Annotated in this window: 18 protein-coding genes and 3 pseudogenes; 1 reads left to right on the top strand and 20 read right to left on the bottom strand. The window is 33.6% G+C overall.

Going from position 1 to position 21095, the window contains the following annotated elements:
* Nucleotides 1-114: 114 nt before the first annotated feature.
* Nucleotides 115-339, top strand: a pseudogene (locus HT693_RS12325) (IS30 family transposase); the annotation flags it as partial.
* Nucleotides 340-541: 202 nt separating this feature from the next.
* Here the strand turns inward: HT693_RS12325 and HT693_RS01180 are convergent.
* The 20 genes and pseudogenes from HT693_RS01180 to HT693_RS01085 all read right to left on the bottom strand — a co-directional run bounded on the left by HT693_RS01180 (nt 542) and on the right by HT693_RS01085 (nt 21037).
* Nucleotides 542-1249, bottom strand: coding sequence for an ABC transporter permease (locus HT693_RS01180; protein WP_172921579.1), 708 nt, complete (start codon nt 1247-1249; stop codon nt 542-544).
* Complete coding sequence (locus tag HT693_RS01175) at nt 1242-2075, bottom strand: ABC transporter ATP-binding protein (RefSeq protein ID WP_172924681.1); 834 nt, start codon at nt 2073-2075, stop codon at nt 1242-1244. Before HT693_RS01175 ends, HT693_RS01180 begins: the two co-directional genes overlap by 8 nt.
* A gap of 209 nt (nt 2076-2284) precedes the next feature.
* A complete protein-coding gene (locus HT693_RS01170; protein ID WP_191995646.1) occupies nt 2285-3658 on the bottom strand; it encodes a ThiF family adenylyltransferase in 1374 nt (457 codons plus the stop codon).
* Nucleotides 3642-3893: pseudogene (locus HT693_RS11810) on the bottom strand (hypothetical protein); the annotation flags it as partial. The pseudogene HT693_RS11810 and the gene HT693_RS01170, both read right to left, overlap by 17 nt.
* 80 nt (nt 3894-3973) lie before the next feature.
* Nucleotides 3974-4585 carry a V-type ATP synthase subunit D gene (locus HT693_RS01160; RefSeq protein ID WP_023935741.1) on the bottom strand — a complete coding sequence of 204 codons (612 nt, stop codon included), beginning with the start codon at nt 4583-4585 and terminating at the stop codon, nt 3974-3976.
* 22 nt (nt 4586-4607) lie between these two features.
* Nucleotides 4608-5993, bottom strand: a complete 1386-nt coding sequence (locus HT693_RS01155; RefSeq protein ID WP_172924675.1) for a V-type ATP synthase subunit B — start codon at nt 5991-5993, stop codon at nt 4608-4610.
* A complete protein-coding gene (locus HT693_RS01150) occupies nt 5994-7769 on the bottom strand; it encodes a V-type ATP synthase subunit A (protein ID WP_138705169.1) in 1776 nt (591 codons plus the stop codon).
* A gap of 62 nt (nt 7770-7831) precedes the next feature.
* A complete protein-coding gene (locus HT693_RS01145) occupies nt 7832-8152 on the bottom strand; it encodes a V-type ATP synthase subunit F (RefSeq protein ID WP_000387939.1) in 321 nt (106 codons plus the stop codon).
* On the bottom strand, nt 8142-9149 hold the full coding sequence (locus tag HT693_RS01140; RefSeq protein ID WP_138705170.1) for a V-type ATPase subunit: 1008 nt from the start codon (nt 9147-9149) through the stop codon (nt 8142-8144). The genes HT693_RS01145 and HT693_RS01140 overlap by 11 nt, the downstream gene beginning before the upstream one ends.
* A gap of 64 nt (nt 9150-9213) precedes the next feature.
* A complete protein-coding gene (locus HT693_RS01135; protein WP_049500018.1) occupies nt 9214-9795 on the bottom strand; it encodes a hypothetical protein in 582 nt (193 codons plus the stop codon).
* Nucleotides 9796-9828: 33 nt separating this feature from the next.
* A complete protein-coding gene (locus tag HT693_RS01130; protein WP_000400484.1) occupies nt 9829-10305 on the bottom strand; it encodes a V-type ATP synthase subunit K in 477 nt (158 codons plus the stop codon).
* Between the two features lie 15 nt (nt 10306-10320).
* A complete protein-coding gene (locus HT693_RS01125; RefSeq protein WP_138705171.1) occupies nt 10321-12312 on the bottom strand; it encodes a V-type ATP synthase subunit I in 1992 nt (663 codons plus the stop codon).
* A complete protein-coding gene (locus HT693_RS01120; protein ID WP_125393871.1) occupies nt 12302-12625 on the bottom strand; it encodes a hypothetical protein in 324 nt (107 codons plus the stop codon). The genes HT693_RS01125 and HT693_RS01120 overlap by 11 nt, the downstream gene beginning before the upstream one ends.
* A gap of 24 nt (nt 12626-12649) precedes the next feature.
* A complete protein-coding gene (locus HT693_RS01115; protein WP_138705172.1) occupies nt 12650-13540 on the bottom strand; it encodes an ROK family protein in 891 nt (296 codons plus the stop codon).
* 156 nt (nt 13541-13696) lie between these two features.
* Entirely contained in the window at nt 13697-14806 is a 1110-nt protein-coding gene (locus HT693_RS01110) for a Gfo/Idh/MocA family oxidoreductase (RefSeq protein WP_000248712.1), read from the bottom strand.
* Between the two features lie 37 nt (nt 14807-14843).
* Entirely contained in the window at nt 14844-16667 is a 1824-nt protein-coding gene (locus HT693_RS01105) for an exo-alpha-sialidase (protein WP_249337232.1), read from the bottom strand.
* Nucleotides 16668-17065: 398 nt separating this feature from the next.
* A pseudogene (locus tag HT693_RS01100) lies at nt 17066-17522 on the bottom strand (YhcH/YjgK/YiaL family protein).
* Between the two features lie 18 nt (nt 17523-17540).
* Nucleotides 17541-19082: a sodium:solute symporter gene (locus HT693_RS01095; protein ID WP_023935716.1), complete on the bottom strand. Its 1542-nt coding sequence runs from the start codon at nt 19080-19082 to the stop codon at nt 17541-17543.
* A gap of 31 nt (nt 19083-19113) precedes the next feature.
* Nucleotides 19114-20031: an N-acetylneuraminate lyase gene (locus tag HT693_RS01090; protein ID WP_023935714.1), complete on the bottom strand. Its 918-nt coding sequence runs from the start codon at nt 20029-20031 to the stop codon at nt 19114-19116.
* Nucleotides 20032-20113: 82 nt separating this feature from the next.
* Nucleotides 20114-21037 (bottom strand): cyclically-permuted mutarotase family protein, encoded by a 924-nt coding sequence (locus tag HT693_RS01085; RefSeq protein WP_172921581.1) that lies wholly within the window; start codon nt 21035-21037, stop codon nt 20114-20116.
* Nucleotides 21038-21095: the final 58 nt, after the last annotated feature.

Raw genomic sequence — 21095 nt, 5'->3', positions numbered from 1 at the left:
TCCATGTTGACTGCTATTGAACACCTCACAAGACTCTTTCCAAAAGAATAGTTAAAGACTTTCACTTCGGACAGAGAAAAAGAGTTTGCTTGTTACCCTTTAATTGAACAAATGGGAATTCTGTTTTATTTTGCGGATGCCTATTCATCTTGGCAAAGGGGAAGTAATGAGAATGCGAATGGACTTCTTCGTGAGTATTTTCTTAAACCGATTTGGCAACAATTACCGAAAAAATCCTTAATGATGCTTTGCTAGCTTATTAATCACCGTCCCCAAAAATACTTGGATTACAAGACAGGTTTTGAAGCACTTTTTGAAGCACTTATAGAGGAGATTTAAAAATGTTGCATTTTTTATTGCAATTTATCAGTTATCTTATCACCCAAAACTTCTGCAATTAGTATGAGCACTATTGTTATTTTTCTTTTTTCGTACACTCAAATCAAAATATAGCAATAAGACTATTCTGTAGAATTGCTGTCAAAAAGATCAGTTCATTTTTTCCTTCCCACTTGTGTTTATAATCATTAAAATAACTCAATTAAGAAATTTTCTTTTTCCTAATAGTTAGCGTAATTAAAGTTAATAGAACAACAATCCAAATAAGTAGTGTTAGATTAGGAATTAGAGTTTTATTCCATGAAAATTCCTCCCATTTTGTGAAAAACTTAGTAAACAGTCCCATAAAACTATAATCTGTTATCTTCGCAACTGTCTTATCCAAACCAGATAGCATCGGTAAGAAAGCAACTAAAATCATAGCAGGAAGACTGATAACCTGAGCTACTACTTGGCTCTTCGCGGTTAAACCTATCAATAAATAGAATAAAATGATGGATAAAGAGGTTAGAAGAACGATTGTAATATAATTAAAAGTATGTACAATTGTAACTCCTAAAATAAGAGGAGTAGTTCCCATAATCACAAAAGTTAGCAAAAAAGGAAGAAACATAGTTGATAAAATGTATTCGGAGCCTTTAACACCACTCAACAGAAGAGTTTGTAAATTGTACTTTTCTTTTTCTTCAGACAAGATAATAGTTATAGGACTTCCAACAGCCAAAGAAAGAGGTAAACACATCATCAAAAGAACTAATGCCTGTTGATCGTTGACCTTCCCCTGTGTTTCCATAAGATATTTATAAAAATATGTGAAAGCAAAAGGCACTAAAACTTGCAATAAAATACTCTTATTGGAAAGAATAATTTGACAACGCAACCATACCAAAGCCAGAAACCGTTTAAGCATTTAGCTTTCCTCCTGTTAATGTGATAAAAATATCTTCTAAAGTAGGCTCACATGAATGAATTGAAAAAATATTTTCCAGATCAGCCTGAGATACCTGTTCTAGTGATGTAAAATCAAAAGTTATCTGATTCCCATTATAATCTGTAACCTTAATCTTTTTATCTTTATTATATCTTTGAATGAGTTCAGAAGGAGCTCCTTGCTCAACTAATTTCCCTTTATTTAATAAGGCAACATAATCACATAAAAGAGTTGCTTCATTCATATCATGAGTCGTTAGAAAAATCGTTGTCCCTGCTGTTTTCAATTCTAAAATTAACTCATGAATTGTTCGAGAAGTTGTGGGATCTAGACCTGAGGTCGGTTCATCCAGAAAGAGTACAGCGGGTTTGTTGATAAGAGCTCGTGCTAAAAGCATTCGTTGCCTCATTCCAGTGGATAATTTTCCTGCTACCATCTTGCGACTATCATATAATCCTACTCGCTTTAACAAATTATCAACACGTGATTTACTAATATTATAAAATTTACTATAAAAAAGAAGATTGTTATACAGAGACATTTTCTCATAAAATCCACTTGTATCGCTAACCAATCCAATTCTCTTTAATTCACCGCTTGTTAAATTTTGAGATTTTTGTCCCAAAATAATAGATTGTCCTTTATCGGCAAGGAGCTGCCCAGTCAGAATATTAATCGTTGTGGTCTTTCCAGAACCAGATGGTCCTAAAAATCCAAAAATCTGACCTTCTTTAACAGTGAAACTTATATCATTTAAAGCTATTTTATCACCAAAACTTTTTGATAAATGGCTAACTTCAATCATACTCATTGCCCCTCCTTTATATTCTACATTTTTACTTAACATCTATTTACTTAGCTTTATCAAATAAACGTCTTAAAAAAAACAATAACATTAAGCATATAACCGTTAGCAAGATTGTTTCAATATTATTGATAATACGATACATTCTCAAGCAGTATAAAATAATTATATATATGCAAATGCTCATTATACCTATTTTTTTAAACATACTAAGCCTCCTTGCTAAATAATAAAGTTATATAATAACTAAGACACACTATACCTAACATAATAAATATCCACAGCATTAAAAATATTATCATACTAATAAAAATATCCACTGGTAACTGAATAAATGTTCTAAAATTAACAAGCAAAAATAAAATCTCAAACGATGAAAAAAGCCATACTATATTTTCCAATGATGTTTGAATATTTTTATTGTAGTAAGCATAATATATAGCAAAAATAATACCCAAGAACAATACTATTAATTGTGTTTCTATAACAGTGAACTGCCCAATAGCAGATAAAAAAGCTACTCCTCCTGATAATAAGCAAAAACAAACTGAACGAATAAATGTTTTCGCTCTAATATTGTTATCTTTCACTTTATTATTTTTTTTACAAATTGGACATTCTCCGTTTTCCAGAACATATTTTTCTTGACTTAGAGCATGATTTCTCATATTATAAACGTAAGCGTTATCTATTAGGATTTCATTATAACATCCCAGAAATATTTTAATTATTAAATTAGTCATTATCCCTCCCAAAATAGCAGGCATCTCTGGTGTAGTCGGCCACTTTGTCTTATCAGATAAAGTGTACTTATTTATATCTTTGTTTATATTCCGACAAGCAAAGCAAGAACCGATGGTAGGGATATATATATTATCAATAATAAGATAGCATCCATTAAACCCTCCTGATATGTAGGATATCTTATGCGATACAGCAAATTGATTGACAATTTTTATAATATCAATGGGCGTATCAATTGCTTTAACGATAAAATCTATACTCCCATATTCCGCAACAATGTTTTCTAATTCTTCTACTGAAGAAACTTTAATAGAAATAGGTACTACCTGAACATCTGAATTATACTTGTGTATTTTTTCAGAAAGAACATTAATCTTCTCCTTACCAACATCCGACTCTGTATAAAGAATTTGCCTATTTAAATTTGATGGTTCTATTATATCGTAATCAGCGACAATAAGTTTCCTCACTCCATACATACTTAGACTTAGAGATATATAACATCCTAAGGCTCCTGCTCCTAATACTAATACTGTTTTATTCTGTATTTTATTATACTCTTCATTATAAAATAACGAATAGCAACCTTTAGTTCTAGAATATCTCCTATCAATATCTATCTCATCCGAAATTAAAATTTGTTCATTTAATAGTTCAAATGTTAGTTTACTGCCTAATACTTCTTCTATCTCTAATAGTTCCTTACAACTATTAAATAGATCGTTGATAAATTCTTGCGAAATTTGAGGTTCTATAGCTATTTCCCGCATACTCCGACCACGCAAATACATTATACCTTCTTTTTTATAAGCAAAAACATAACTATTTACGTAGAACATATTTCGTCCTTCCTCTCATATATAATATAGAAAGCAGTATAGAAACAACCACCCCTCCTATACTACGAACAATAATATTAGGTGTCAAAAACTGTAATAGTTGACTCAAAGGGAAATAAATAATAACAAATGCTATTAAAAGTTGAACTATATATTGAAAATTCAAGTTATTATTGTTAGAATTCAAGTATCTTAAAATAATACCACTATCATACTGAAAAAAAGGAATTGAATTACTAAAAAACGGCTTAGAAAGACTTAGCGCCTTATCCAAGCTGATATTTGTTCATCTAATTAATAATCTAAATAAAGGATCTACTTCACTTTCATAATCCGAACTAAATTGGCTCTTTCTGCCTCCTCTAGTTTCAATTCTATATAATGAATAGTTTCTGACAAGTTTGGAATAATCGAATATTCTAAACCATTTACACGTCTACGTGTTTTTTCTATTTCATCAGCCATTAACTGACACGTTTTTTCAACTTCTGCCAGTCTTAGTAATTTATCAATTAAACAATTCATTGTAGCAAATACATCATCCATTTCACTATTAGAAGATAAATAGCTGTATTCACTGTTCTCATTTTGAGAAGTAATATTCATATACATTCTAGGAACTATTACACTCATGATATTTTCTTTCTCAACAAATAATTCAATTTCTTTCGATGGAATTGAAAATAATTCCTCCACCATTTGAGAATTCTTTAATGATTTAGCAACTGCAAAGGATTTTAGATTATCAATTAGATAACTTTCTACTTCTTTCCGAAGTTGATTATTCTCACGAATCAAAGAAATAAATCGCCTCATCAATTCATCTCTTTTATCCTTTAATAACTTATGTCCACGTTCAGCTGTTTTCAAACGTTCCTTTAAGTTATTCAATTCCATACGAGTTGGTTTTACATTCAAACGTACCATAGATAATCACTCCATTTCTGGATTAAACTTCTACCAAAGGTAAGTATTTATCAAGCAAATCATCTTTGATACGTTTTAACTCTGTTCTAGGAAGAATTGATAGTAATTCCCACCCAAGATTCAACGTATCTTCTATATTTCGATTTTTATAAAATCCTTGGTTGATGTACTCTTCTTCAAAGCGCTTTGTAAACCTCATATACAATTTATCTACATCAGATAAAGCCGACTCTCCTAATACTACTGCTAACTCTTCAACCTTTTTCCCTTGAGCATAGGTTGCAAACAGTTGATTCATAGTTGGAGCATGATCTCCACGAGTTTTACCTTCTCCAGATCCCTTATCTTTTAATCGAGAGAGAGAAGGTAAAACATTGATTGGTGGACGATAACCTTGATTATACAACTCATGCGACAAAATAATTTGCCCTTCAGTAATGTATCCAGTTAAATCAGGAATTGGATGTGTTATGTCATCTTCTGGCATTGTTAAAATAGGAATCTGTGTCACTGAACCTTTTTTACCAACTAAGCGACCAGCCCTTTCGTATAGAGTTGATAAATTTGTATATAAATATCCCGGATAGCCTCGTCTACCTGGAACTTCACGGCGAGCTGCCGAGACTTCACGTAACGCTTCACAATAGTTAGTCATATCCGTCATGATAACTAGAACATGCATATCTTTTTCAAAAGCTAGATACTCTGCCGCAGTTAAAGCAATGCGGGGAGTTGCAATACTCTCAATTGCAGGATCATTTGCCAAGTTCATAAATAAGACTGAACGATCGATCGCTCCTGTTTTTCTGAGGTCTTCCATAAAGAACTCAGCTTCTTCAAAAGTAATACCCATTGCTGCAAATACAACCGCAAAATTTTCATCAGAATTTAAAACAGTCGCTTGTCTTGCTATCTGAGCAGCTAATTCATTATGAGGTAAGCCCGAACCTGAAAATACTGGTAATTTTTGACCACGTACAAGAGTATTCAAATGATCAATAGAGGAGATCCCTGTCTGAATAAATTCATCTGGATAATCTCTAGATACAGGATTAATAGCTTGACCATCAATATCTAAATATTTCTCTGGAATTAAATCTGGTCCACCATCAATTGGTTTTCCCATCCCATTAAAAATACGACCAACCATATCCTCAGATACAGCCAATTCTAATGCATGACCAGCAAAACGAATTTTAGACTTTTCTAAATTTATTCCACTAGATCCTTCAAAAAGCTGAACCATTGCTTTATCTTCGTGGATTTCTAAAACTTGTCCACGACGAATTTCTCCATTATGAAGTTGAATTTCAACTAACTCATTGTAAGACACATTATTTACTTGTTCAACAATCATAAGAGGCCCAACAACTTCACTAGCAGTTCTGTATTCTTTTATAACACTCATTTATAGACCTCCTGTTTCTAATATCAAATGAATTTGATGTGTAATCTCATTTGATATAATTTTGATTTCATCTAATCTATCTTCTGAAACATATTTACTTCTCGCCATACGGTCTCGAACTGCCACGGTACCTTCCATAATCTCTGTAAAGTAAGAACCCAACTCTAAAGCATGATTTGCCTGATCAGCAAAAGTTAGGATATTACTTAGCATTGCTTCTTGTTTTGCAAACGAAGTGAATGTATCTACCGAATCAAAAGCGTTCTGTTGCAAATAATCTTCTCGAATTTGTTTAGCAATTTCCATCGTTAGTCGTTCATTATCAGACAGAGAATCAATTCCAACAAGACGAACAATTTCCTCTAAACTAGATTCCCGTTGTAAGTAGTTCATCGCACGAGTTATTTTACTATTCCAATCTGTCTTCTCTTTACCATCTATATAAGTGCCCACACTGTCTTTATATAGTGAATAAGATGTAAGCCAGTTAATTGCAGGAAAATGACGTCGCTGTGCCAACGGAGCATCAAGCCCCCAAAAAACTTTCACAATCCGTAAAGTGTTTTGAGTAACTGGTTCTGAAATATCTCCACCAGGTGGCGATACAGCTCCAATAGCAGTAATCGTTCCTTCACGTTCTGGAAGCCCTAGAACCTGAGAACGTCCTGCTCTTTCATAATATTCAGCGATACGACTTCCCAGATAAGCAGGATAACCCTCATCACCAGGCATTTCTTCTAGACGTCCTGACATTTCACGTAGCGCTTCTGCCCAACGTGAAGTTGAATCAGCCATAATGGCTACAGAGTAGCCCATATCACGAAAATACTCAGCCATGGTAATTCCTGTATAAATTGAAGCCTCACGAGCAGCAACAGGCATATTTGAAGTATTAGCAATCAGAACTGTCCGTTGCATAATTGATTGTCCGGTACTAGGGTCAATCAACTCAGGAAACTCATTCAGTACATCCGTCATTTCATTTCCACGTTCTCCACAACCGACATAAATAACAATATCAACATTGGCAAATTTAGCTACTTGGTGTTGTACAACTGTCTTTCCTGCTCCAAACGGTCCAGGAACTGCTGCAGCTCCCCCTTTGGTTACTGGAAAGAATGTATCAATAACTCGTTGACCTGTGATTAATGGTTCTTCTGGAATTAAACGTTTAGAAACAGGACGCGCCTTGCGGACAGGCCATTTTTGCATAAGCGTTCCTTTATAGAAACTACCGTCCAATTTTTTTATTTCATATACAACTTCATCAATTGTAAAATCGCCAGATGCAATAGAAACGACTTCTCCAGATACTCCATAAGGAACCATAATTTTATGATTAACTACCTCGGTTTCCTTGACAGTTCCAAGAATATCACCCGTACTCACTTTTTGACCAATTGTTATAGTGGAATCAAAATGCCACTTAATATCTCTATCCAAACTTGGAACTTCTACCCCACGAACTAGAAAATCATTATGAGTAGCCAATTTAAATCGATCTAATGGGCGTTGTATGCCATCAAACATTTGAGAAATCAATCCTGGACCTAATTCAACCGATAGAGGTTCTCCAGTTGTAACAACAGGTTCTCCCGGACCAAGACCAGATGTTTCTTCATAGACTTGGATAGATGCCTGATCTCTTCTCATTTCAATAATTTCACCGATTAACCCTAGCTTACCTACACGGCAAATATCTTGAATATTAGCCTCCTGCATACCTGATGCAATAACTAGAGGTCCCGATACTTTTATAATCTTCCCTTGAGTCAAAGTTATTCTCCTTACTAAGTCCAAAAATTATAGAATAATATTACAGACAATTTTGTACATTATTATAAAATATTGTGTCCTACTGCTTTCTCTACATTATCCTCTATACGTTTTAATCCTAAATTTAAACCTTGTTTATGAGTCGGTAATAAAATAATAGCAGGCACAACTTGAGAATCATAATGGCGAATTGTATCTAATATCATTGAAGCAATGTCTTCAGTGATATAAATGACACCATAATCAGATTGAGCTAATTTTCTTAGAGTATTTATAGCTTCTTGTTCTTGATAGGCAGGAAATATATCAAACCCAATCATGCTAAAGGGTAAAATAATATCATGGCTACCAATTATGCCAATTTTATACTTATTAGCTTCCATAATGCGGGCGTATCCTTTCTTTTATTGATTCAAAAGGAATTGTATTTTGAAGAGCTGATATGATCATTCTAAGATTCTTTACTTCAAACTCACATCCCAATAAATATCTAGCAAGAACTAACGGCCCATCTACATTATACCTTCCTTGATCTAAAGTTTTATACAATAGTAAATCACATAAAAATTCTAACTCAGAAGATGAAATTGTTGCGTCCTGCATCTTCAATTCGTAAGTTGAAAAGATTGAATCTAAGCTTGGATTTATTTTATTGAACCACACAAATATTTCTTGATTTTCTACAATGTATATAAATTCTTTAGCAGAAATACTTCCTTCATCTGAAAGTAATTGTAAAATATCCCCATGACTCTTATTTTGAGATAAACCACGTTTTACAGTAATAATATTATAAAAGTCAATCATTGCAACAATAACCTGAGACAGCACCTCACCTAACTCATTAGATAAAAGTTTCAGATGTTTAAAATATGCTAGATCAGCTCCGACATCAAGTACACGAATATTATTAAAAGTTTCATACTCATTCCAAATTGATTCTACTTCATGAACCATAAAATCAGGAAGTGTATCTGAATGTAAGGAAGAAACTAAATGTTTTAAACTTTCTATATCAAAAATCCCTATTGGAATTAATAATTTAGAAAAATCTTTCTTCATTGCCGCCTTAGATTTTAATAAAACTTTGATATTATGATAAACATATCGTAAAGCAAATAAAGTCACAATTTTATCAGACGGACTTTCAGCATAGGCCCATCTATAATCATTGACTAATTTTGTCATTAGCGAAGTCTCTGTCTGACTAGGATTTTCTAAAACGTCAATCGATAAATGATAGGGAGTTGCTTCTAAGATAAATGCCAATGTCTCCGTATCTTTGGATTGTATAATTTTTTGAAATTTTTCTTCTGTAATAAAATCGTTTTCTTTTACCGAAATCGTCGTATTTATTTTTGAAAAAAGATTAGTATCCATAAAATACCTTTCTAATTATATTGGAATACTCCAAATTTCTAAGAAGGATTAACCAATTTCATCCTTAATTGATAAAAATTTGATTTGCGATACTTGAACTTTCTTCCTTAGAAATCGATCCAATTAATGTTTTATACAAATAGTTATCATCAATTTTACCTATTGAAATAAGTAAGCCTGATTCATTTGAGATAGGCTGTTCACTAAATAAATGATTTGGAAAAGAGAATTTCAATTTCTCTAATTGTTCCAAATTGAATTTAGCTAAAGTCCGCTCCCCAAAAGTTACTATGACCTCTTGTTGTGAATATCGTTCCAGAATTCGATAGATGAACTCCATTTCTTTATCTGCACTCCAAGATTCCATTTCTATTAAAGCAGATTGAAAAAGTTCTTTTAATATTTTCTGTTTTGATACTAACGTTGATTGGCGTTCCTTATTTTTTAATTGTTGAAAAATTATTTGATATTTCTGTTGTAATTCTTTTAACTTTCGTTCATGTTCAGCTTCTTTTTTCTTTACAATGACCGACTTTTGCATTTCAAATTCATCATCAATCTTCTTTTTGGAATCCAATAATTTCATACGCCCTTTTTCATGAGCTTGTTCAATAACAGACTCTCGTAAGTTTTCTAAATTGCTCATTTAGACACCTCCTTTGAATAGCAAATTAATTTCTTATACACGAAGGGTCAAAATGAATGATACGACAAAGGCAAGAATTGCATAGGTTTCTACCATGGCAGCCAAAATTGCTCCCTTCATGAATTCTTTTGGTCTTTTAGCCAAGATTTGCATTCCCGCTACTGCTACATTTCCTTGATGCTTAGCCGAAAAGTATCCTACAATAGCAATTGGAAGAGCTACAAAGAAATAAGCAACGCCTTTTTCCAAAGGAAGTTCTGGAGTTAATTGCAACCAAATCAAAATTCCAATAACAAAACCATATAATCCTTGTGTTCCGGGCAGTAGTTGCAATATCAAAGCTGAGGCAAATTTTTCTGGCTGTTCTTTCAGTAAAGCTGCGGCAGATTGCCCAGCCTTACCAACTCCATAAGCAGACCCCATACCGCTTAATCCAACCGCCAATACAATTCCCAATGCAGCGAAGAAAGCTCCTCCATAGGTTGAAAAATAAGTTGCTAAATGTTCCATTATATATATCCTCCATTAATTCTTTGTAATAACCTTAATATATTTCTCAGAAGCCTTCAAAGGTTGAAATGGTTTTCCTCCACCCTCATAAAACTTACCAAAAAATTCAACAAATATCAGACGTGCTCCATGAACATATCCTGATAGTAACGATAGAAAAATATTGATCGCATGTAAAAGAATGAATAATACTAATCCAATTGTCAGTTTAGCCAATGTCCCCGGAAACAAACCAACAATTAAATTGAAAGCTGATGCTATACTTGCTCCAGATAATCCTAATGCCATCAATCGAGTGAAACTAACTAAATCACCTATATAAGATGAAATGTTATATAGATTAAACAATCCTGATCCAATACCTGACAAGCTTTTGGCTTGAATAATAGAAACAATCAAAATCCCCACAGCATTAAGAATAGATACCCATTTCCCTAATACAAATAACGGTCTAATATCAGGCATCAACATTCCGACAGCAATAAATAACAAGCCAAGCAGAATAACACACCACGCAAATCCTGAATTATATGCTTCTGCATATTTCTTCATTCTTACTTTTTGTAGTCCTGAAGCTAACAAACCTACAAATACTGTAATAAATCCAAACACAACTGACACTACTAATATAGTCATGACATCCGAGGTTGTAGATATCAGATGAAATGGCAACTCATATCCAAAAAATGAGCCATAGATTCCACCCCAAATTGCAACGGCTACCCCTAATATATTAAAGAATTTTAAAAATCTCTTAGTTACTGAAGGTAGATGAAAAATTTTTAATGCTAACATTGTTCCTAAAAACAATAGTAAACCATAGCCTAAATCAGCAACCATCATTCCAAAAAATGTAAAGTAAAATGGTGCTAATACAGGTGTAGGATCTTTCTCATAATATTTGGGCAGAGCATACATTTCTGTCAATAATTCAAATGGTTCAATTAAAGAGTGATTCGTTAATTTGATAGGTATTTCATCTTGATTATCCGACAATGTTTCCGATTCATAAATATAAATAGAATGTCCAAAACGCTCATCCATAACTTTTATAAAATATAAAATACGAGTTTCTTCTATCCATCCTTCTAATGCAACTAGATGCGGAGTGCTCAAAAGGTTATTCTTAGAGATTTGACGAGCATAGATAGATAAAATATAGTCAATTTGCCATTGTAAATCTATCAAATTTTTCTTTGAATCTTGCAACGATGCGATAATATTCTCTTTTTCAGTTATTAACTGCATGTTTTCTTGATCCAAATCTACTACTCGCTGCTTCGGTAATTCCTTTCTAGAATAATCAAATGGTTCAAATAAGTATTCATCAAAATCAATAGAGCAACTGGACTGATAGAAAACAACAACACCGTACTCTCTATCATTAGAAAATATTTCTTGAACTTCAATATTGTTTTCTAAAAAATTATTGTATAAGCGATTATCTACAGTCCTTGGAATTGTTCCGACTTTTCCTCTACAGAAAGAGAATTGTTCTAAATGCGCAGGAATAATTTCTAATTTTTCCCACTTTATTAATCTCTCTATTTCCTCATTATTACTTTGAATGTTTCTTTCTAATTCATGAACTCTGTTTATTTGATGATTCACTTTTTTAAGAACACCCTCAGCAACATTAGCTTTACCAAATTTTTCTAATTCTTCATAAGAGGTTGTTATCGGAGGATGCTGTAATAACTTAAACGTGTTTTCTTTCGGTAGGTATTCTTGTAATTTCTCTACAGTTGCTTCCAAATGTTGTTGTTTATTCATCAAATAAGTCAAGGCATCATTTCCTTCAATAACCCCATGATTGGAATTAGAAGTATGAGAAATTTGAATAGTTGGAAATACAACCTCATCTTTTTCTAGAGCTTCTGACCAGTTATCCTGAACCTTTAAATCACGGAACTGCACTGACTCTAGTTCTTGAATAGTTTTTAAAACATCATCAAGACTACTCTTAGTAAATAGTAGAGAAATCCTTTTCATCTGACTAATAGCCATATTTTTCTACCACCCTACCAATAATTTTTTCTACAAATTCTCCTCTCCTACTTGATGAAATATACTGAATCTTTGCATCATTTTCCTTGATTGTTTTATTAACCTCATCAATGAGGTTCTGTTGTTGCATTTCTAAATTGCTTTCTATTGAAATTAATTCTTCGTGACTTTTTTCATCATACCTTTTTTCTAGTTCTTCCAATTCTTCTTGGGAGACAGCTTTATACGTATAAATCTCATTATCATATGATTTTATAATATCGGTTGCAACATTCTCAATATCTTGCATTGTCGAAAATACAGAGTTAGTCATTGTGACACCTCCTTATCTTTCACACTATTTATTAGAAATTCTATCTAAGAAATTTTTTACAGCTCCTATACGACCAGCTTCATTTCCTAATGTAGCTGCCACAACATTATTAGGCAAAAACCTATTATCCATTACATTTTTAGCTAAAGAACTTTGAATTTCAGGTAACAAAATATCCTTTTTAGCCAGAATCCCACCTCCTAATATGAGAATTTCTGGATTAAGTAGATAAGAAATAGTTAATAAACCTTTTGTTAGATTTTCTACAAAAATTTCAAAAGTTTCTTTAGCGATTTTATCTCCAGAACTTAAATCAGTAAAGAAAGTACGTCCAGTTTGATTAGTTTTCAAGCTCTTCTTTTGATATAAATGAATCAATGCGGTTGTTGAGGCTTTGCTTTGCCAATCCGAATTACCTACAGGAATATAGCCTACTTCACCAGCAGTATAGTTAAATCCGTTAACAATTTGTCCATTGACAATAATACTGCCTCCTATACCTGTTCCAATAGTAACCATTACTACATTTTTCTTATCTTTGGCTTGTCCCTTCCACAATTCACCTAATGCAGCACAATTAACATCATTTTCAACAAAAGTAGACAACCCAAAACGTTTTTCTATTTCGGAAGTAAAGTTTACTCCGATATACCCTGGTATTGTATAGCCTGCATAGATGATTTCTCCTGTATTAGCATTAACAACTCCAGCAGTGGAAATACCAACACCATCAATAGAATAATTTAAAATATACTCACCAATTAAATCACAGACCTGATTTAATATCTGGTTCGTTCCCAAATCATAGTCAATAATTGTTTCTATCTCTTTGAACTGATTTAAACTCGTACCAAAATCGTCGTATAAATCTGCCTTAATTGTTGTTCCGCCAATATCGATCCCTATAATCTTCATTTCATCACTCCCACATTTTTGATCTCATTACTTTTTGATAAAAAATGGGACTGGGCATTATCCCAGTCCCATCTCTATTTCTTTATTCAATGAGTTGTATCACAGAACTTTAGAAATTATATAATGACAAGAATTTACTATTCTGTTTGACAATAGTTAAGCATTTGTGATTTCTGAAAGACTTACTTTTCGATCTTCTTTAACTGATAAAGTACATGCATCAGCGGTAGCGATTGATTCTAAAGCAGCTACACCATTGAGAAGTTTTTCATATTCTTCTGTAATTTCTCCACCTTTAATGATGTCATGTAGATATTCCATTTCTTTATCAATACATGTTTGTAACCATAATGGGCAACGTACTCCTGGTTTACCGTACGCAATTGCTCCATCCATACCACGACCGGTATAGATAGCTGTACGGTCATCATCTTCCTCTTGAGTTTCATGTACTAAGAAGTGTGATTCTCCTTCACCTTTAACACGAAGAGTACCTCCAGTATTGAATAAGTCAAGTTTGATAGCTCCTTCAGTTCCTTGAATCAAGACGTAGTGTTCACCCCAACGGAAAGCATTACCATATTCCAAAACAGCATAACGATCATCAGAGTATTCTAGGTTTACAATGAGCATATCATCTTCATCACCAAAGTTTTCACCTTTATGATATACATTACCTCCTACCATTGTCGCTTTTTCAGGAAGTCCTCCCATGATGAACTGAATGCAATCTAATTCATGAATATGGTGGTACAAATGTCCTCCAGATTGAGAACGAAGTTTCTTCCATGATACAGTTGGTTGTTGTTCTTCCCAACCTGTACGAGCGGCATGACAATAAAGAACTTTACCGATTTTACCTTGAGTAATCAATTCTTTAGCATGGTGTACACCATTAAAGAAGTTCATGATGTGACCAGCCATAAAGATAACATTATTTTCTTTACATGCGTCAACCATGGCTTTACAATCTTCATAAGACAATGCAATCGGCTTTTCACAAAATACGTGTTTGCCATGTTGAGCAGCTTTCACAACAGGTTCACGGTGAAGGTAGCTAGGTGAAGCTACGATCACACAATCAATATCTTCACGTGCTACAAGTTCATCTAAACTTGCACAAACATCAGATCCCAACTCTTGAGCAACTTCTTCTCCATGATTTGGGTCAAATACCGCAACCACTTTTGCATCTTCAATTTTGTTCATTGAGCGAGCCAAATCAGCTCCAAAATATCCAGCTCCAACAATACCGTAATTTACCATAATTTTTATCCTCTTTCAATATATTTAAATTTCAGCTTTAATTCTTTTTCAAATCTTCAATCTTAAATGTTATATATGGTACAACATTTTTCATATGAAGTTCATTACGAGACCATGAATCAAATTTTTCAAACATCAATCCAATTTCATGATTTGGTAACTCTGTCAATGTTGAATATGAGTATCCATAGTTACTATAATCAACATCGTGATGATAACGCCAATCAATTGTATTATCATCATTAATTAGACCAATCGAAATTTGTCCGTGTTTACGACCATTTGTGGAGTTTGGAGTACTTAAAATGACAGCCTTTTTACCATCAATCAATTGACTATAATTGATGATTGATAATTGTGTTCCATAACTTGGATTTGAAACAAATTTCAAATATTCCGGCGCACTCCAAGTAGTACCTGCGTCTTTACTTGTTAAATATGCAATTTTACCATTATTTGTACGCATGTATGCTTGAATTACTCCTGGACTCAATTCTACAAATTGTGCTTCTGCTGACCAACTAGAAGGAAGTGGCACAACTTTAACTTTCCAAGACGCTCCATTATCGTCACTATAAATGAATGCAGACTCTTTACCAGTGTAAGACGGAATAAGAATTCGTCCAGTTGAGCTTTCAATGATTCCACGTCCAGGACCCAAATAAGGCGCATTCCGATTAAGTCCCATTATAGGAGGTAATAAAGTTGGTGCAGACCAAGATTCGCCATGATCATTGCTAGAAATATATGCAATATAGTTCGTTGGCACTACTTTGAATAATGCATCTTTGTAGAAGATATTCATATGGACTTTAGTCCCATTACGATATTCAGTCTTTTTATTATTTTCAAATGAAACCGAATATTGCTCTACCGTCAAATAATTACCATTTTGTTTAATACCGAAATTTTTATCTACTGAAAATTCAGTTGGTCTGTTGGTACGATCGTCGTATACAGTACCATTCTCACGAATAGTATAATTATAATCAGTATCACCTTGTTTCTTTAATTTAAGATAATAATTACCATCAATTTGTTTATAACCTGAATCTTTTCTAGTAGCTTCTCTAAAACTTACTCCAGCAGGCATAACATCAGCAAACATGAGTACTTGTTTATTATTTTTTTCAACAATAACAGAGTCAATATAGGTTGCACCACCGCTGATTTGTAAGTCACGTCCACCAACATCACGAGGCCATTCTAATGGTACTGGCGCAAAATCATCGAATGCCAATGTTAATTTTGGTTTAGTCCATGTCTTACCATTATCATCACTATAACTTGTAGCAATATTAATTTTATTCAAAAAATCATGAGTTCCGCCGTAACGAGCGTCAATGCTTGAAAATACCCGACCATTGCTAAAAGTATACAGAACTGGAATACGGAAATAGTTAGAACCTGTTGTATCATTAGCCGTATAAATTAAATGTCCAGTAACAACGTTTGTTGTCATCTTTTTAACAGTTTCTTCATCCAATGCACTATTAAAGAATTTGATATTTTCTAGTGTTCCGTTAAAACCAAACGCCGTTTTTCCTGCACGTTTCACTCCCCCAAGCATATAGTAATCAATGCCTTTAATATCCTTTATGTTTAAGAAGTTATCCACTTTCTTTTCTACTACTTTTGTGCCATTTGCATATAAAGAATATGTTTTTTTGACTAAATCTGCTACTACTGCAACAGTGTTAGTCACAGCTTCTTGTTTGTACTTACCCCAAACTGAAGCAGGTCTGGATACTAGGTGATTTTTATTGGAAGAAGTATCACGCGCTTCCATCCCCAATTCACCATTGTCTCTAAGGAACACATCTACATAACTATTTTGTTGACCGGGTTTAGAATTAGATATTCCAAACAGAGCTTGTAAGCCTTTCTCACTAGACTAATTGTACTTAATCACTACAGCAAAGTCACCGCTAGTAAATTTATCCTTTAACTCATTAGTAACATTTTCTCCTCCCCCTGTTAAAGTAACATTATTTTTTTCTAAGACAGGAGTTTCTTCCGTTGCAGAAGATGGATCCTTAACAGTAGTTTCGACTGTTCGAGGTTGTACAGTAACTTCCGAAGAGTTACCCGATTTAGGTGTACTTCCGAAATCGGAGTCGTTGGTGCAACAAGTTGCACCAACTCTGGTGTTGATACTTCAGAAGTTTCAGTCTCCTAAGCTGCAACTGAGTTAGCAACAAATGCTGATAATACCACTACAGTACCTAAGGTTACATATTGTTTAATATTTTTTTCATTTTATTTTTCCTCGTTTAAAACTTTGATAACAAGTTTTTTAACAGGCTCATCATTGCAATGAATCTTTGGTTGGTGAAGATCTTCTTCAAAAGTCACCAACATATTCCCTGGAAGCAATTCAACAATTTGATAGTCTTTGCTATCGTAAAAAGCAATATCCTTTTCTTCGCTAAAAGGTACACGTGACTGGGCACGAACTGGGGAAGTTACTGCCATTTTTTCAGTATTTTCAACAACAATATGAATATCTAAAGATTTCTTATGAGTTTCAAAAATATCTCCTGGAACTCCATCAGCTAGATAAATCATACAATTTGCAAAAACATTTCCCCGTCAATATCAATTTTCCATCAACTAAATCTGTCAAATTTGTATTTTCTAAAAAATCACAGACTTTTGAAAAATGTTTATTGACAGAAGCATATCGTCTAAAATCAGATTGTTCAGAAATAATCATATTATTTTCTCTTTTCTATTAGTGACGAACTTCCCAACTTGAATCCGCTTTAATTTCTGGAATATCATGAATCGTTGTATATTTAGGTGCAGATACTTTATTTCCAGTAAGAACAGATACAATATAACCTGAAACTACTGATACAGAGATTGAAATCAATGAATATGCCCAGTAGCTAACAGCTGTTGGAGGAAGGAAGTATTTAATAAATACCATGACGATAGTTGATACAATCAGCGCTGCATAAGCACCTTGTTTATTTGCTTTTTTAGAAACAAAACCAAGAATAAATACACCACCAAGTAGACCAAGTACAAGTCCCATGAAACTATTGAACCATTCGTATGCAGATTTAATATCTGAATGAGCCATGATAATGGAAACAACAATTGAGAATAAACCTACTGCTAGAGATACGAATTGTGCAATTTTCGTACGACGATCCTCTGACATATTTTTAGAAATGACATCTTGAATATCCAATGTCCATGAAGTTGCAACAGAGTTCAAACCTGTTGAAACAGTTGATTGAGCTGCTGCATAAATCGCTGCCAAGATCAAACCTGTGACACCTACTGGTAACTGGTATGCAATAAAGTACATAAAGATTTGGTCTTGAGGGATATTGCTAGCTGCACTACCTGCATTTTGTACTTGATAGAATACGTACAAGCCTGTACCGATTAAGTAAAAGACTGTTGCAATTGCAAGTGACAAGACACCATTTGTGAACAACATTTTATTAAGTTTCTTAATATTTTGTGTTGTAGTAAAACGTTGAACCAAATCTTGAGATGAAGCATAGGAAGACAAGATTGTAAAGCCTGAACCCATCACAATTAAGAAGATGGAGTTTGAAAGCAAGTTAGGATCGAAAAGTTTTTCATTTGCAGCAAGGAATTTCCCGTTTGCTAATGTTTCTGCTACTGCACCAAAGCCACCTTTAATATTAGCCATCAGTACAAATAAAGCTACAACGACACCACTAATCAGAACCACACCTTGAATAAAGTCTGTCCATAATACGGATTTTAGACCACCAGTATAAGAATAAACAATTGCAATTGCACCCATCAAAGTAATCAAAATATTGATGTCAATTCCTGTCAATACTGATAAACCAGCTGATGGGAGGTACATAATGATAGACATACGTCCCAATTGATAAATAATAAACAAGAGTGCTGAAATAATACGAAGTGCTTTAGAATTAAAGCGTTTATCCAAGTAATCATATGCCGTATCGATGTCTATCCGTGCAAAAATAGGTAAGATAAAACGAATTGTCAGTGGAATAGCTACAACCATCCCTAATTGAGCAAACCATAAAATCCAGCTACCTGCATAAGAGTTACCAGCGAGTCCCAAGAAGGAAACCGGACTGAGCATTGTGGCAAAAATGGATACCGAAGTAACATACCAAGGAACCGAACCATCTCCTTTAAAGAACTCTTTTCCTTTCATCTCTTTTTTAGAGAAATAGATACCTGCAACCAACACCGCAAGTAAATAAACAATCAAGATAATTAAGTCAATTATTGTAAATCCTGTTGTGCCCATAACATATCTCCATATTGATTTTATTTAGGTACTATAAAAATTCTTTTCGTGCTTGTTGAATAAGTTCGGCTGCTTGTTTTGCAACTTCCAAGTCACCTTCTGCCAATGCTTCTAAGGGTTGACGAACGGAACCTAAATCAAGTTTTTCATTTAGACGCAAAACCTCTTTTGCTACAGCATACATATTTGCCTTACCTGATATCATCTTATAGATAACTTCATTGATAGCATATTGAAGTTTTTTAGCAGTATCTAAATCTCGTTCTTGAATCAAACTTTCCAATTTCAAGAACAAATCTGGCATAACGCCATAAGTACCACCAATACCAGCTTCTGCTCCCATCAAGCGACCACCAAGATATTGTTCATCTGGACCATTGAATACAATGTAATCTTCTCCACCTGCAGCTACAAACATTTGAATATCTTGTACAGGCATAGAAGAATTTTTAACTCCAATCACACGAGGATTTTGACGCATTGTTGCATACAAACTACCAGTCAACGCAACCCCTGCCAATTGTGGAATATTATAAATGATAAAATCTGTATTTGGCGCAGCTTCACTCATTGCATTCCAATATTCTGCGATTGAATATTCTGGCAATTTGAAGTAAATAGGTGGGATAGCTGCAATAGCATCGACTCCAACACTTTCTGAATGTTTTGCCAATTCAATACTATCTTTCGTATTATTACATGCAACATGGTTAATAACTGTTAATTTACCTTTAGCAACTTCCATAACAGCTTCAATAATTTGTTTACGGTCTTCTACACTTTGGTAAATACATTCACCTGAAGAACCATTTACATAGATACCTTTTACACCTTTGTCAATGAAATATTGCACCAGAGATTTTACACGTTCTTGGCTAATTTCACCATTTTCTTCATAGCAAGCATAAAATGCAGGGATAACGCCTTTGTATTTAGTTAAATCTTTCATTAGATTTCTCCTTTATTTGTATTAAGTAATTATTTATTGTGATTAAGTAAGCATTGCAGAAATTAAAAATTTAAACTCTTCGTTATTTTTCCTCCTCTAACAAAAGTATATCAGAAGTGCGTCTTCCTGGGCTACATTCCCCACTAACAACGTAATATCCATTGTCAGCTTTTAGAAAACCTGCCCCACAAAGAGCAAAACGCTCATCGTTTGCAACAATCTTGACCTTACCTGTCTCTAAATCTAGTATTCGCAAGCTGCGATTCCAATTAAAGAAATCTCTTCCTTTAGAAAAGTATTCTTCCCTATAGCCAGGGGCTGCTAAATCAATAACTGCTTTATTATAAACAATTTCATTAAAGCCACCAAGCATCAATAAAACGTTTTCATTTATTTGTATACTTGATGCTCCTAGAACTGAACTTGGTAATCCGAACTCAAGTTTTTCCCACTTATCTTTTTTAAAAATATACTTGTATCCATCTAAATAAGCTTTAATGTTCGCTCCACCTAAATAATACAATTCATTTTGATATTTGACTGATAAACCTTGACCTCTACCAGAAACTGGGAAGTCGGATTTTTTTAAAAGCTCTCGAGTCTCAATATTGAACAGATAACTTTCCTGAAATCCAAAGAATAAGTGGCCATCAAAATAACAACCATAACCACTCTCTAGTTGGAAATCAAAATCCCCGAGACAGATTTCTTCTACACTTTCACCAATTGTAATACGATAAATACTTGAACCTAGAATATAAAAGATTTCATTTTCAACTTCAATCGTAATTCCTTTATCTGGAGAAATTTTTCCATCTTGTTCATATAGAAGATTAAATTTCTCATCATAAACTCTAATTTTATTAGATTGGACTTTTGGACTCTTTAACGGATCGTTATTTGGGAAATAACTACCCCCATATACTAAAATTCTATTGTTAATCCATCTACAAATCATCCCAGCTAGTCCTGGTGACTCTATATGATTTATAACATCAATTTTCACATTACACCTCTTCTCTAGCATGCTATTTCAATCCTGCTACGAAGCGTTCTGTAATCTC

This window comes from Streptococcus sp. 2154, assembly GCF_013277255.1.
Taxonomy (GTDB): Bacteria; Bacillota; Bacilli; order Lactobacillales; family Streptococcaceae; genus Streptococcus; species Streptococcus pseudopneumoniae.
The sequence above is the reverse complement of the archived record's forward strand: the minus strand, read 5'-3'. Positions and strand labels throughout refer to the sequence as shown.